The 14,594-nt window shown below is 41.3% G+C and carries 10 protein-coding genes; 7 read left to right on the plus strand and 3 right to left on the minus strand.

All coding sequences use genetic code 11. The features are described from left to right. Positions 1–12 precede the first annotated feature (12 nt). The 4 genes from AB4128_RS01020 to AB4128_RS01035 all read left to right on the plus strand — a co-directional run bounded on the left by AB4128_RS01020 (position 13) and on the right by AB4128_RS01035 (position 3,193). Positions 13–567 (plus strand): hypothetical protein, encoded by a 555-nt coding sequence (locus tag AB4128_RS01020; protein WP_372036347.1) that lies wholly within the window; start codon positions 13–15, stop codon positions 565–567. Beyond that, entirely contained in the window at positions 567–1,547 is a 981-nt protein-coding gene (locus AB4128_RS01025) for a heme A synthase (RefSeq protein ID WP_372036349.1), read from the plus strand. Before AB4128_RS01020 ends, AB4128_RS01025 begins: the two co-directional genes overlap by 1 nt. Positions 1,548–1,561: 14 nt before the next feature. Continuing rightward, positions 1,562–2,476, plus strand: coding sequence for a heme o synthase (gene cyoE / locus AB4128_RS01030; protein WP_055025405.1), 915 nt, complete (start codon positions 1,562–1,564; stop codon positions 2,474–2,476). A 96-nt stretch (positions 2,477–2,572) separates the two neighbouring features. Further along, a complete protein-coding gene (locus AB4128_RS01035) occupies positions 2,573–3,193 on the plus strand; it encodes an SCO family protein (protein WP_080917335.1) in 621 nt (206 codons plus the stop codon). Positions 3,194–3,763: 570 nt separating this feature from the next. On the opposite strand, the gene AB4128_RS01040 is transcribed toward AB4128_RS01035, so the two are convergent. Beyond that, on the minus strand, positions 3,764–4,117 hold the full coding sequence (locus AB4128_RS01040; RefSeq protein WP_372036352.1) for a hypothetical protein: 354 nt from the start codon (positions 4,115–4,117) through the stop codon (positions 3,764–3,766). Between the two features lie 1,340 nt (positions 4,118–5,457). After that, on the minus strand, positions 5,458–6,504 hold the full coding sequence (locus tag AB4128_RS01045; protein WP_372036355.1) for a polysaccharide deacetylase family protein: 1,047 nt from the start codon (positions 6,502–6,504) through the stop codon (positions 5,458–5,460). A 9-nt stretch (positions 6,505–6,513) separates the two neighbouring features. Here AB4128_RS01045 and dinF point away from each other — a divergent pair, with 9 nt between their 5' ends. The 3 genes from dinF to AB4128_RS01060 all read left to right on the plus strand — a co-directional run bounded on the left by dinF (position 6,514) and on the right by AB4128_RS01060 (position 11,882). Then, positions 6,514–7,863, plus strand: a complete 1,350-nt coding sequence (gene dinF / locus AB4128_RS01050; RefSeq protein WP_372036358.1) for an MATE family efflux transporter DinF — start codon at positions 6,514–6,516, stop codon at positions 7,861–7,863. Between the two features lie 80 nt (positions 7,864–7,943). Next, complete coding sequence (locus tag AB4128_RS01055; protein WP_372036360.1) at positions 7,944–9,878, plus strand: alpha/beta hydrolase family protein; 1,935 nt, start codon at positions 7,944–7,946, stop codon at positions 9,876–9,878. Positions 9,879–9,932: 54 nt separating this feature from the next. After that, positions 9,933–11,882 carry an alpha/beta hydrolase family protein gene (locus AB4128_RS01060; protein ID WP_372036362.1) on the plus strand — a complete coding sequence of 650 codons (1,950 nt, stop codon included), beginning with the start codon at positions 9,933–9,935 and terminating at the stop codon, positions 11,880–11,882. A gap of 125 nt (positions 11,883–12,007) precedes the next feature. Here the strand turns inward: AB4128_RS01060 and AB4128_RS01065 are convergent, their stop codons facing one another. Further along, positions 12,008–14,146, minus strand: coding sequence for a TonB-dependent siderophore receptor (locus tag AB4128_RS01065; protein ID WP_372036365.1), 2,139 nt, complete (start codon positions 14,144–14,146; stop codon positions 12,008–12,010). Between the last annotated feature and the right edge of the window lie 448 nt (positions 14,147–14,594).

A 14,594-nucleotide genomic window follows, 5' to 3' on the forward strand; every position in this document is an offset into this window, starting at 1 on the left:
AGAGGAGCAAGTATGAACTCCCCAGCAAAACCAAAGAGCAACAAGACGCTTTATATACTGCTGTTGGTATTTATTCTACCCGTAGCTATGGCCAAACTCGTGCTCAGTATGGATCTTTATAATGGTGCAGCGACCAATAAAGGCCAACTGATTTCGCCTTCAATAAGCTATCAGAGCTTATCAATGGACAACCCTCAGCCTCAGTCGTGGCAGCTACTTTATCTACTGCCAAAACAATGCCTTGAGCAATGCCAACAACGTTTATACATTTTACATCAAAGTCATGTGGCATTGGGTAAACATCAAGATCGTGTCAGCCCTATTGTTTTGTTACAAGACGGCAGTGACACCCAAATTTTAGCCAGTTTAAATGTGCCTTTTGCAACCGCTCAAGCCAGCCCACAGCTAACTTCAATGATGGAAAAGCAACAGCTTATTATTGTTGATCCCCTCGGTAGCTTAGTCATGCAATATCCAGGTATTGCTGGCGAAGAAGAGAATATTGCGCAAGGTAAATCCATGATCAGCGACTTGCGCAAAATGCTCAAATTGTCGAGGGTCGGTTAATGAACATCAAAACCTTACTCAAATTCACTTTGGTGTTTACCTTTGCCGTGATCTTAATGGGCGCTTATACCCGTTTATCTGATGCCGGCTTAGGTTGCCCTGACTGGCCCGGCTGTTATGGCCATATTGGCGTACCAAGTGACTCCGCCGCATTAGCCAAAGTCGAAGAAAATTTCCCTAACCAAACCGTCGAGCCTAAAAAAGCATGGCTCGAAATGATTCACCGCTATATTGCAGGAGCCCTAGGACTTTTAGTATTAACCATTTTAATTGTGTGCTTGAAGCGTTCAGATGCACCTAAAAAACTGCCGATATTTATTTCAGCCTTAATACTATTTCAAGCCGCACTCGGGATGTGGACTGTTACCATGAAGCTAATGCCCATTATCGTAATGGGTCATTTAATTGGTGGATTCAGTTTATTTTCGTTACTGCTATTACTCTATCTTAGAACCAAACCTTTGCGGATCCCAGGTGGTGATGCCTACGCCAGAAAGCTTGCACCGCTTGCTATGGTCAGCATGCTAGTACTGATATTACAAATCATACTGGGTGGCTGGACCTCATCAAACTACGCCGCATTAGCCTGCACAACCTTACCGATATGTGAAGGCAATTGGATGGATAACTTAGCGTTTGCCAAAGCATTTTCGCCATTTCAAGGCGATCACCCTAGCTTTGAATTTGGCGTATTAGAATACCCAGCCCGCATGACTATTCATGTAACCCATCGAATTTGGGGCATTATCACTGCCGCTTGTTTATGTTGGCTGGCCTTTAAATTACTAAAAGCACAGTCATCAGTGATGCGTAAAAGTGCTTGGTTGTTGTTCGCACTCGTCGTAATCCAAGTGGGATTAGGCATTAGCAATATTGTTATGCACCTGCCGCTTGGTATTGCGGTTTCACATAATGGCGGCGCAGCATTATTACTGCTAACCGTTATTTTCATTAACTATGCGCTGTGGCGTAAAGCTTAAGCAAGGATTCTATTATGGCTAAATCACTTTCACTGTCCGCAAGCGCAACGAAAACCAACACTAGCCCACTACAGTGGCGCGCTTATTTTGAAATGACCAAACCCAAGGTGGTCGCACTGATGCTGCTAACAGTGCTGGTCGGTATGTGTCTTGCGCTCCCCGGCGCTGTTCCACTTCAACCGCTTATTTTTGGCATGATTGGCATCGCCATGATGGCAGGTGCTGCAGCGGCCTATAACCACCTTATCGATCGCCGTATTGATGGCTTAATGGCGCGTACCTACAACCGCCCTTTACCTAAAGGCAAAGTATCAGCAATCAAAGCCATGACCTTCGCCACTTCAATCGGCTTAGGTGGGTTCATTATTCTGTATGCGTTGGTTAACCCGCTAACCGCATGGCTAACATTCGCCAGTTTAATTGGTTACGCAGTGGTCTACACCGCATATTTAAAGCGTGCCACACCGCAAAATATCGTCATTGGCGGATTAGCTGGCGCCATGCCACCATTACTAGGCTGGACAGCGGTCACCAACGAGTTACATGGTAATGCCCTGCTTTTAGTGATCATCATCTTCACTTGGACACCACCACACTTCTGGGCGTTAGCGATTCACCGTAAAAAAGAATACGCCAAAGTCGACGTGCCGATGTTGCCCGTCACCCATGGTGTAGAGTTCACTAAAACTTGCATATTGCTTTACACCTTATTACTGGCCATCGCATGTTTATTACCTGTGTTAGTGGGCATGTGTGGACCTGTTTATTTAGTCGGTTCAACTTTATTAAGTTGTGGGTTTATCTATAAAGCTTGGCAATTAAAGTTCCATGACAAACCAGGTCTGGCAATGGATGTATTCAAGTTCTCTATTTACCACTTAATGATTTTATTCTTAGTGCTATTAGTTGATCACTACTTGTGGGTTTAAGCTATGGGCTTAAGTTATGCGCATAGCAATAACCAATGCTGCAATGAATAAACGGGGAGTGACCGATTGAAAAAAATCCTTTTATTAGCCGTCATCATGTTGGGCTTAGGCGTTGCGGTTGCAGCGCTATTCCCTCGCCAATCAGCAAATACGGCTTTGATGACTCAGGTGCCTGACTTAGCCCTTCAAAGTAGTTATCTTTTTGATAACCCAAGACCACTGGCACCGTTTACCCTGCATGATCAGTTGGGCAATGAGTTTGGCAATCAACAATTACTCGGTAAGTGGAGTTTACTGTTTGTCGGTTTTACCTCTTGCCCAGATGTGTGCCCAACAACGTTGAATAAACTCAATGCCGCTTATGCTGAACTGCAATCAGTATCAGAAGATATTCAAGTGGTGTTTGTATCAGTTGATCCAGACAGAGACACGCAAACAAAGCGCTTAGATTACATCAATTTTTTTAATCGAGACTTTAAAGCTGTCACAGCTGACCACACTCAACTGTTCCCGTTCACCCGTGATTTAGGTTTCGCCTATGCCATGGTAGGTGACGGCGCTGATTATCAGGTAGACCACAGTGCCAGCTATGTTTTAGTGTCGCCTAAAGGGGAAAAGTTTGCGGTGTTTAAACCCAAACAACAACCAGGGAAGATCCCACAGATTTTGAATAAAGAACTGGTTGCTGATTTGAAATTGATTATTGAAAGTGCATAGTGTTTTTTGATTAGAAATTGAATTATGACAAAGCCTCAATATGAAAATATTGAGGCTTTTTTATAAGGTTGATACTGAGAACTAAATCATATTTGGACAAAAATGAGTTAGAAGTATCTAGTTAAAGTTGACAGCTTGAACTCTTGTTAGCTTGCGTCTGCATGCTAGACATTATGGCAATTACCCAACTATATAAATAAGCTAAAGGCCAAACTACAAAAATAATTATTGCTAGCAATTTGCTTTTAAATTTAAAGCAATGAAACGAAGAACAAGCCCACAATGTAATTGCACATACTACACCTTGAATGAGTAGTATTCTTTCCCACCAATACATCTCATCATTAGTGAGTTCATTATCTGCGAACCGTGGATCGTCCACGTACCCAAGAAATAACATTAAAGCCACGAGAGCAAAACTCCCTACGGTCATTAATAAAACAAACTTTGAATTTTCGACAAGTTTCATATTCATGCTAACGCCGTTTTAAGCGGCGAGTAATAGCTTGCTAAAATGTGAAACGAAGTGGAACCGAGCAAGCTGTTACGAGTCCGACTTGAAAACCCTTGTTATGTGTACTTGCTGAAGTCTGCTTCTTCTTTTACAAACTCACCAGACTTTAATAAAACCTGCTCAATATCACTTACAACCTGAGCATTATTATCCGTTGCCATAATAAAGTAAGCCCAAATATCATCGTCTAACTCGTATACCCCGTTTGCGTATTCCCACAGAGAGATAAATTCATCAGTAGCAAGCCCAATGCTTACAATATCTAAGCTGGGATGTTTTTTCGGTTTAGCCGAAAGACCAACTTCTAATATTTTTTGAATATTAGGATAATCTTCACTTCGATGGTCACCCCAAAACTCAATCAAAAGCCCTTTTGATTTATGGCCGGGTCGAACTCTAAACTTTTCCATGGCACCTTGTACACATAACAGCTTATTGAACGGCGCGCCCGATAAAGCCGACCGTTTAAGTTATTGATTTATATCATCGTACATTTTCTATCTCTTTGATGTAAAGCAATAAAATACTCTCAACATCATAAAACAAAACGAGCTTGCGCGATAATATCGTTTAAAAAATAAGCTTTTGATTTTATTTTTTATATTATCAATCAATTATAGTTTTCAAATTAAGCCAACATTACGACTTTAGACATACTTAATGAGTTTTTTGATTTAAATTAAACCAAATCTCATTATACCTATATATAAAACTAGTTAATTAGAACTGGTGCAATCTAGGCAGTAAGGATGGCAACTTTAAAAGAGCAATTTCAATTAAATGTTGAATGGTAAACGAAAATAAGCATTCTTAAATAGATCTTTGGTTCTAACTAACTTCGGGGCAGAAATGAGCTAGATCTTAAATTTGTAAAACGCATTCTTGATTATGATCGTCATTTCCCAAAATTCATTTCCAAACTTCGTTTGAATTAGGATCAAGGTCATGGCGCTTCGCCCACACCAGACCAAAAGGGAGTGAACGGCAACTCCCTCTTGGAACACCCATCCGCCCCTACGAAATTTTCTGAAAAGCGATAGATTTCAATGGGAGCCACATCCAGCGTTAACCTTCTTTTGTAGTCCGCTTCAGCAAGCTACAACTTTGGTTTAATGAAGCTCTAACGCTTCCGATGGGGCGCCCCTTCCCCTCAAAAGCTAGCCAGAATCTTAAGTACAGGATGCACTAAATGCCTTGAAGCACATGGATGTGCGAGAAAGGCCATGGCCAGACTCACGTAATTTTCTTGCTTACCTCAATTCAAATTGAACATTCAAAGAAGATCAAAATCACCTAAAAACCTATGTACTCGATTTATCGCACAGACACAACAAACTAACCTGCGGGCTCAATAGTCTCCGTTGGAAGTGTCCGAATGCGTTGAGCTAATTTACGTGATGGAGGCAGGACGCCGACATAGCCTCAGTTGAGCCATGGATGGCGAATCTGAGGCGGTAGTAAATTCGCTCATTTAGCATGAGGAAGAACACTTCGTCGGAGCGGCAAGGGATGTCGAGAAGGGAAATGCTGTTGTTTCCCTTTCGTCGGGTGTGGGCGAAGCGCCACGCTCTTGATTGGCTTTTGATTTCAAATGATGAATAAAACATAGCCGCTACGGCAAAGGTTTTATAAAAATCAACGAAAAGGGAGTCAGTGTTCACTCCCTTTTGGTCGGGTGTGGGTGGACAACCCACGATCTTGATCTATTCCAAACGAAGTTTGGAAATCAACAAAACATCAAACCAAAAGCCTATTCTTTTGGCCAGCTTCCATCATTATTCGGTCTCACCCACGCTTGTGAAAACCAATAATAGCCATTTTGGGTCTTACTTGGCGCTGTGCAGTTATAGCGGCTGCGCCCTGCTGGTAAGCTAGCTGGTGCTTGAATACTAAATTCTGTTTCAGAAATCCACGTTGGCTTTTTAGCCCCTTGCCCTTGAACAAAGCACATGACTTGATGTGGGTAAATATCACTAGTATCCAGCTCAACAGTCAGCTCTGGACGCCAATTACCAGCAGTTAATAAAGGGTCACTGATATTTTGTTTGAGAACGGGCATGTTCAAACTGGTAAATTTAACTTTCAAACTATCCAAGTCTGCATAGGGGCCTGCCACAGGAAAACGAGGTAATGCGGTTAATGCAGAGTATTTACCTGCGGCACCAGATTGCTGGCCTAATCCTATAAAATCATGCTGCTTGAGGATGTTTTCAACATCAGCATTGTATTCACCATATGGATAAGCCAGCATTCTCACACTTTGGCCTGTGTGCTTTTTAATTTCAGCTTCGGTGTCTAATAAATTTTTCTCAATACGAGTTAACCACTGCTGCTTAGTTTCGCCTTCAAGCTTACGATTCAAATGCTCATGCGCCCAACTGTGATTGGCAATCGTCGCACCATCTTTAGCAAGTTGATTAATGTCATCCCAGCTCATCATCCCTGCATACCCTTTTTCAATCGGTTCAACCGACACAAACAAAGTGTAAGAAAAGTTATGCTTTTTCAGCACAGGAGCAGCCGCTTTTGCAATGCTGTCATAGCCATCGTCAAAAGTAATGACAATGCTTTTATCCGCGATTGGCTTATTTTGTTTTATGGCATCAACCGCTTCTTGTAAGCTAATGATGGTAAACTCGTTATCAGCAAGATACTGCATCTGCTCTTCAAATTGAGCAGGCGTCACACTGGTAATTGCTGGCGTTGTTTCTGATACATGATGGTATTGCAAAATGACCACGGCATGCGCATTAACAGAAAAAAGCCAAATTAATCCCAACAGACTTTGTTTTAACATAAGATTCCTATGTCCTTAAAAGTATTACTATTTAACAGCCAAAAAAACCGTCAGCTATTTGCATTAGCTTTGCCGATGATTTTATCCAATATCACTATCCCACTATTAGGTTTAGTCGATACCGCTGTTATTGGTCATTTAAGTGAAGCCTATTACTTAGGCGGTGTGGCACTAGGCAGTACAATAATTACCTTAATTGTCTGGCTGTTGGGCTTTTTACGTATGTCGACCACTGGTCTGGTTGCCCAAGCTTATGGTGCTAATGATAACGTAACTCAGCAAAAATTGCTGGTTCAAGGTTGCAGCCTGGCATTGATGTTTGGTTTTACGGCGATTTTATTACAGCAACCGATAATCGATTTTGCTCTGTCATTAAGTCAAGCCAGTGAACAGGTACAACACTTTTGTCGCGAGTACGTTAACATCCGTATTTGGTCGATTCCCTTTGCATTAGTAAATTTAGTGTTATTGGGCTGGTTACTTGGCAGGCAAGCACCCAAAGCGGCAATGTGGCAGTTAATCATTGCCAACATAGTGAATATTATCCTTGATGTATTGTTCGTCATTGGTTTTGAATGGAACGTCAAAGGGGCGGCTCTTGCTTCTGTGATTGCCGATATTTGTGCGTTTTTAGTTGCAGCGACTATCGTCAAACGAGCGCTATACCAACAAGACGATTTTCACTTCCGTCAGCTTTTAGTTCATTTAAGCCTAAAAGGTTATTCACGCTTATTAAAACTCAACCGTGATATTTTTATTCGCAGCCTATGCTTACAAGCCAGTTTTACCTTTATGACATTTTATGGTGCTGGCTTAGGTGATGACATCATAGCTGCGAATGCGGTTTTACTTAACTTGTTGATGCTTATCTCTTACGCTTTGGATGGTATTGCTTATTATGCCGAAGCCGAAGTCGGACGCGCTATAGGTCAACAAGATTTAGCGCTATTGCATGACTCAGTGACATTAGCGGGCTATTGGTCGTTACTATTCTCATTGGGCTTTTGTGTATTATTTTATCTGGGGGGTGATGCGATTATCACTATGCTTACCAGCATTGAGGTCGTGCAACAACAAGCTGAGGTATACCTAATTTGGTTAGTGTTTATGCCGCTTTTGGCATTTGGCTCTTACCTGTTTGATGGCGTTTATATTGGCGCAGCTCAAGGCAAAGTTATGCGTAATAGTATGGTCATCGCCACATTTGCGGTGTTTTTTCCCTGTTGGTATGCATTTCAAGATTATGGCAATCATGGCTTATGGGCAGCGATGAGTGCGTTTATGCTGTGTCGGAGCCTGTCGTTAGGGTTACATTATCGTTACAGTAAAACCTTCAAGCAAATATATGACTTTCAGTAGTTTAAGCATCGATGGACTATCAATCTCCACCTTTTTACTGATAACATTAAATTAACACATATTTCTGTACGGATAGTTCAATGAAACGGATTTTAACCTCGCTTACGGCCTTTGTGATGCTGTTTGCCAATATCGCTGTAGCGAAAAATCAGCTACTGCCACTAGAAGCTTTTGCCAGCATTCCTGATGTCAGTCATGTCACCATGTCACCTAATGGCAAACTTATCGCTTCGTTAGTCAGACTTAATACTGATAAACAACAAGGCGCAATCATCAATATCTTAGATATTGATACCCGTGAGTCCATTTTTCCTGTCCAAACAGATAATGAAAAATTTGTCATATTGTCAATGAGTTGGGCCAGTGATGACTTGCTTCTTGTTGAAGCAAAATTTCCCGCCGTTCGTTACGGTACTCCCACCACTGAAACTCGCATTATTACCTACTCTGTCAGTAAGAAAAAAATCTCGAATTTACTCAGCCGTTTTGGTCTTAAAAAGTTTAAGTGGATGCCGCAAATTCAATCCAACATTATTGATTACTTGCCTAATGATGAAAAACATATATTACTTGGTATCAATGGCTTAGGAAACAAACCTCAATATGAATCCGTCATTCAGGTGAATTTAAATAATGGCAACGTTCGCTTCAAACAACCTGCTGAAAGTAATATTACCGATTGGGTAACAGACCGACAAAATAGAATTCGAGTTGGTATTTATCGTAAAGACACCCAGTATCGAATTTATGAGCAAGCTGATGCCCATAAAGACCGCAGGCTCCTTTGGGAGTTCGAAGCATTTGAAGAAGACCAAGTATGGCCAATGGGCTTTGCAGAAGATAAAGACATACTTTATGTACAAGCTTACCATGAAGGCTATGAGGCTATTTTTAAAGTTAACTTACAAGATCCTAAGCTCACTAAAGAATTAGTTTTCAGCAAAGAGTTTAGTGACGTCAATGGTTCGCTAATTTATTCAAAATTAAAAAAGAAAGTGATCGGCATTGATGATGGTGATGAGTCTGAATACACGTTTTGGGACAAAGAATACATTGGCCTTGCTAACGGATTGAACAAAGCTCTGCCAGATTACCGCAACTATATCACTCAATTTAGTGAAAATGAGCGCCGCTATATCGTTTATTCAACCAACGCGAAAGAGGCAGGGATCTACTTTTTTGGCGACCGAGATGCTGGCCAACTCTTACCTATTGCTTATCGCTACAAGCAATTGTCACCTGATGTGTTAGCCGATACCGAAACTCTGACGTATCAAGCCCGTGATGGTTTAGACATCCAAGCGTTTCTAACCACCCCCAAAGGCCAAGAAGCTAAAAACTTACCGACCATTATTTTCCCCCATGGTGGCCCAATTAGTTATGACTCAAACAGTTTTGATTATTGGACCCAGTTCTTTGCCAACCGAGGTTATGCGGTGTTAAGAATGAATTTCAGGGGCTCTGCGGGTTATGGCTATGACTTCATGAAAGCGGGCCTTAAAAACTGGGGGCTCGATATGCAAAATGATGTTGAAGATGGCACGCGATGGTTAATTGAACGTGGCACTGCTGACCCCAATAAAATCTGCATTGTGGGAGCTAGTTATGGTGGTTATGCCGCACTAATGGGTGTTGCTACCACTCAAGATCTTTATCAATGTGCTGTCAGTGTTGCCGGTGTCACTGACATCGAATATTTAGTGAAGTCGTCAAGACGTTACACCAACTTTGAAATCGTCAAAAAACAAATCGGCGATGATTATGATGCCCTGTATGATCGTTCCCCTCTGAGTAAAGCCAAAGATATTAATGTGCCAGTGTTACTTATCCATGGCGATAAAGATCGGGTGGTACGGGTACAACACAGTGAAGATATGTTTGATGAACTCGAAGACCTTAACAAGCCAGTTGAATATATCGAACTTGAAAATGGTGATCATTATTTAAGTAATAACAAGCACCGCATTAACACCTTTATGGCAATCGAAGCCTTCCTACAAAAAAACTTACTTTAACCAACTGAACACCACCCTCACATTGAGGGTGGGCAATACCAAAGAGAGCTTTACATGAAACGGATTTTTATGTTGATACTGTTGTTATGTATCACCAGTACGCCTTTTGCAGCCCCTGCGCAAACATCAAAAGTCACCCAATTACCTGTTGAGGCTTTTGCCAGTATTCCTGATGTAAGTCATGTACGACTGTCCCCCAACGGTAAGCATATTGCTTCACTTCTTTTAGACGATACTGCAGAAGTACCACATAAAATTGTGGCCTTATTTAATACTGAAACAGGTCAGTTTCATATCCCAATGAAAAACGATCACGAAAAGTTCATGATCGCTAATCTGACTTGGGCGAGCGATGAGATACTCCTAGTCTCCGCATTCATGCCTTCTAAGCGATTCGGTAAAAAATACAATGAATCCTTACTGATTAAATACAATTTGAGCACGGGTGAAGCCAGCAGTGTGTTAACCAAAAAGGCCTTAAAACGTTTCGACTTTATTCCACAATATCAACATGACATTATTGATATATTGCCTAAAGATCCTGAACATATTTTGTTATCTGTATCGGGTTTCAGTAAACGAGTCAGCGAACCAACAGTCATCAAAGTCAATTTATATAACGGCAGCTTTACCACTGAACAATATTATCGAGAACACGTTATTGATTGGATGACGGATCAACAACATCGGGTACGCATTGCCACTTATCAAGATCGGGACACCACCGAGTACCGAATTTATGAACAAACCGAAGCCAATGGCGACTTACGACTGTTGTGGAAAAGTGAAGCTTATTCTGAAGAAACCGTTATTCCACTGGGGTTTGATGTCAATCCCAACACGCTTTATGTAAAAGCTTACCATGAAGGCTTTTATGCCGTTTTCAAAGTGGATTTAACCGATCCTAAGTTGACAAAAGAATTGGTATATAAACAAGATAATACTGATGTGCATGCCACTCTGATCCATTCTAAAGTGACGCGTCAAGCAATTGGTATAGCTACTGGTGACGACAATGAATATCATTTTTGGGATAAAAACTATAAAAAGCTAGTTAATCGTTTAAAAGCTGCGCTGCCAGATACCCAAAATTACCTGACTCAATTTAGCAACAATGAACGCCGCTATATGGTGTATGCCACCAGCCCCACTCAACCCGGATTGTTTTTGTATGGCGATCGTGATGCCAACCGACTGGAAGTGATTGCTGCTAAATATTCTCAATTAACACCCGCGCTATTAGTTGAGCCACAACAAATCAGCTATGAAGCGAAAGATGGTTTAGAAATTCCAGCTTATCTCACCCTGCCGAAGGGCATTGAAGCCAAAAAACTGCCTACGATCATTTTTCCACATGGTGGTCCTCATAGTTATGTCTCTGACAGTTTTGATTATTGGACTCAGTTTTTTGCCAACCGAGGCTACGCAGTATTGCAAATGAACTTCAGGGGGTCTACAGGCTTAGGCTATGAATTCAAGAAGGCGGGGATGCAAGGTTGGGGTAAGGCCATGCAGGGCGATGTTGATCAAGGCACACGCTATTTAATCAACCAAGGTATCGCAGACCCTGACAAAATTTGTATTGTTGGTGGCAGTTACGGCGGTTATGCAGCCATGATGGGCGCAGCCATGAACCCAGGGCTTTATCAGTGTGTCATCAGTTTTGCTGGTGTCGCTGATGTAGAGGATTTAGTAAAACTATCGCGTTTTTATACGACCCATGAATTAACTAAGAAAATCCTTGGTGATGATTATGATGAACTTTATGAATACTCGCCTATTCGCCATGCTGACAAAATTAATGTGCCTATTTTATTGATCCACGGCGACAACGATAAGGTGGTTCAAGTCAGTCAAAGCCGAGATATGTATCGCAAGTTAGACGCATTAGATAAACCAGTTGAATATGTCGAAATTGAAAATGGCAATCACTACCTAAGCAATAATCAACATCGTTTAATGACTTTCAAAGCGATTGAGAAATTCCTTGCTACCAACCTATAAAGTGAGCTTAGCCCTCATTCTTGCTTTGCAGTATTTATCTAAATAAAAAAAGCCCTAACATCATCGCTGACGTTAGGGCTTTTCACTAAAACACGGTTTACCTTAAAGGCCGTTTTACACTTATTTTAGAACTTTGCTTCAAACGCTAAGCTAAAGTTTCTACCTTCACCCACAGTGACGTCAGTGTTAGTACCGCCACCTAAGTAGTCAGTATCAAATAGGTTTTTAACGTTAAAACGAACACTCATATCAGTGTTTTGCACGGCAAATGTATATGCTGCACCAAAATCAAAACGAACATAGTCATCTTTAACAATGGTGTTTTGTGTATTAGCAAAACGCTCACCCACATAAATTGCACCAATGTTAAACGCTAAATCTTCAGTGACTTCGTAACGTGTCCAGATATTAGCTGACCATTCAGGTGCATCAACAGGTGTTTTACCATCAAGCTGTGCAGTATCTTCTGCGCTAGTAATGTATTCAGCATCTAAGTACATCATTGAGCTCGTTATGAACACATTGTCGCTAACTTGACCTTGTGCACCCATTTCGAAACCACGGTGTTGCTGCTTACCACTTTGAGTTGTGATGTATTCTTTATCGCCAATTGGTTGTTCAAGTTGCTCTTGCACAGTCACGTTTGTCACAGTGGTATCGAACACCGCACCCGTTAGCAATAAGCCACCATCAAACAGTTCCCACTTAGTACCGATTTCATATTGCTCACCGTACTCAGGCTCTAAGTTCATGCCTTCATTGACATCGTTATCACTACTCACGATTGATTGAGGGTTGAAGCTCTTTGAGTAGTTAACATAAATACTGCCATTCTCAGATGGTGAGTAAATCACACCAAACTTAGGTGATACGGCATAACTGTTCTCACCTTCACCATCTTTCTTTTGTTCATCATAACGAACGCCAGCAAGCACTTGCCACTCATCGTTGATGGTCATTAAATCTTGAACATAGAAACCATAATGCTTGTAGCTAGATTCTGACTTGGTCGGGTCATTGTTGTAATCAAGATCAGGTCTTGGAACATCTTGACCAGGCATGACAATTTGCGCATCGCCACTGTCTCTTAGCTGACCGTAGTAATAATCAAGAATGTTAGCACCGACTAATAATTGGTGCTCCATGCCAAAGGCATTCACGATACCCGTGAAATCCATATAAGCTGTTTTGTGTTGCCAATCATCGTAACGGTCAAAGGCTTTAATTTGGTAACCTTCGGTCACAGGATCCATACCCGACACCATAGAAGGAGACGAATCTAAACGTTGGCGAGTAAAGGTTTGGTGGTTATAACCTGTGGTCATTTTCCAGTCGTCAGAAATATACCAAGTTAAGTCAGCACCTAAGTTTTCTACGTTGTTGTCAGTGAATGCCCAAGACATATCCCAGATATCTTCACGGTCGCCAACTAAGTCACCATTGTCGTCTAACCAACCACCTCTATCGATACCTGTTTTGTCATCGGTGTAGTCATATTTAACCGACAGCATCACGTCATCGTGTAAGTCAAATTCAAGGTTGATGTAACCTAAAAAGCGGTCACGTTCTTGTTCTTGCTCACCGTTACCGTCTTGGTATTCACGCCAGTATTTCGTATCTTGCTTCACTAACACAGTGCGGTAGCGAATAGATTCAGCATCGTTTAATGCGCCGCCTGCATCTAACTGAAAACGAGTAGAGCCGTGAGCATCGGTATCAAATGCGACATCAAATAGCGTGTCATAAGTTGGCTTTTTAGTGACCATGTTAATCAAGCCACCAGGACCTGACTGACCGTATAACATACTTGATGGACCTTTCAACACTTCAACTTGTTGTAGCGTTTCAATTGGCTGTACGTAGTGAGACCATTGTTGCTGACCATTAATTAAAAAGCCGCTACCTGAATCTAATTCAAAACCACGAATATTGAATACTTGGCGGTTCCACTTTTCACTACCACCGGTCACACTTGAATCGTTAACAAGTACTTCTGATAAGTTTCTTGCTAACTGCTCGTCGGTAACAAAATCAGGGATCACATTCACAGACTGCGGCGTGTCCATTAAGTCGATATCGCCACGCATTGCGCCAGAAGAAGAACCCACTTTGTAGTTGTTGAAGTTCATCCCAGTGACTTGAATGCGCTCAATTTCAGCGGTAAACCCCTGACTTGACTCAGTGTTATTCGCAGCTTCTTCTGCTGCAACTGATGCTGACGCTAAGCTTGCTACAACAGCGAACGCAATTGGTGAAATTCTCATACAAAATAGCCCTTAATTTGGCAGTTATCGTTAATGAGATGGATTATCATTTGCGTTCTTTGTTTTGTGAAGTTTTATTTATGAATGGAGTTAAGAACTGTGAACAACCGCACTAATGAGAACAAATCCCATTACGGTTGTTGAATAGATATTGCGTATTAACTGTTTTTAATGTTAACAGAATAAAAAATTTTACTTTCCATCACAAAACCACCGAAACCCAAAACAAACCCAACAATCGATTAAAATCAATAGTTAACATAACTATAACAAAGTGTATAAGCTCATATCTCTTATATGAAAAGGGTTTAATTGAAATAAGCACCTTCTACACACGTGAATAAATAGAGAATAGTTATGCACTTGTTAAAATACCCAATCTTTAACATTCATTAAAAACTGTGACCTGTTTGGCAATCTTTCTGATTAAGTTGCGTCTTTACATTTC

It is taken from the genome of Shewanella sp. 10N.286.52.A9, from assembly GCF_041468985.1.
Classification (GTDB): domain Bacteria; phylum Pseudomonadota; class Gammaproteobacteria; order Enterobacterales; family Shewanellaceae; genus Shewanella; species Shewanella japonica.

Coding starts and splice junctions, on each gene's coding strand:
- AB4128_RS01020 (WP_372036347.1), top strand. CDS start 13: ATGAACTCCCCAGCAAAACCAAAGAGCAACAAGACGCTTTATATACTG.
- AB4128_RS01025 (WP_372036349.1), top strand. CDS start 567: ATGAACATCAAAACCTTACTCAAATTCACTTTGGTGTTTACCTTTGCC.
- cyoE (WP_055025405.1), top strand. CDS start 1,562: ATGGCTAAATCACTTTCACTGTCCGCAAGCGCAACGAAAACCAACACT.
- AB4128_RS01035 (WP_080917335.1), top strand. CDS start 2,573: ATGTTGGGCTTAGGCGTTGCGGTTGCAGCGCTATTCCCTCGCCAATCA.
- AB4128_RS01040 (WP_372036352.1), bottom strand. CDS start 4,117: ATGGAAAAGTTTAGAGTTCGACCCGGCCATAAATCAAAAGGGCTTTTG.
- AB4128_RS01045 (WP_372036355.1), bottom strand. CDS start 6,504: ATGTTAAAACAAAGTCTGTTGGGATTAATTTGGCTTTTTTCTGTTAAT.
- dinF (WP_372036358.1), top strand. CDS start 6,514: ATGTCCTTAAAAGTATTACTATTTAACAGCCAAAAAAACCGTCAGCTA.
- AB4128_RS01055 (WP_372036360.1), top strand. CDS start 7,944: ATGAAACGGATTTTAACCTCGCTTACGGCCTTTGTGATGCTGTTTGCC.
- AB4128_RS01060 (WP_372036362.1), top strand. CDS start 9,933: ATGAAACGGATTTTTATGTTGATACTGTTGTTATGTATCACCAGTACG.
- AB4128_RS01065 (WP_372036365.1), bottom strand. CDS start 14,146: ATGAGAATTTCACCAATTGCGTTCGCTGTTGTAGCAAGCTTAGCGTCA.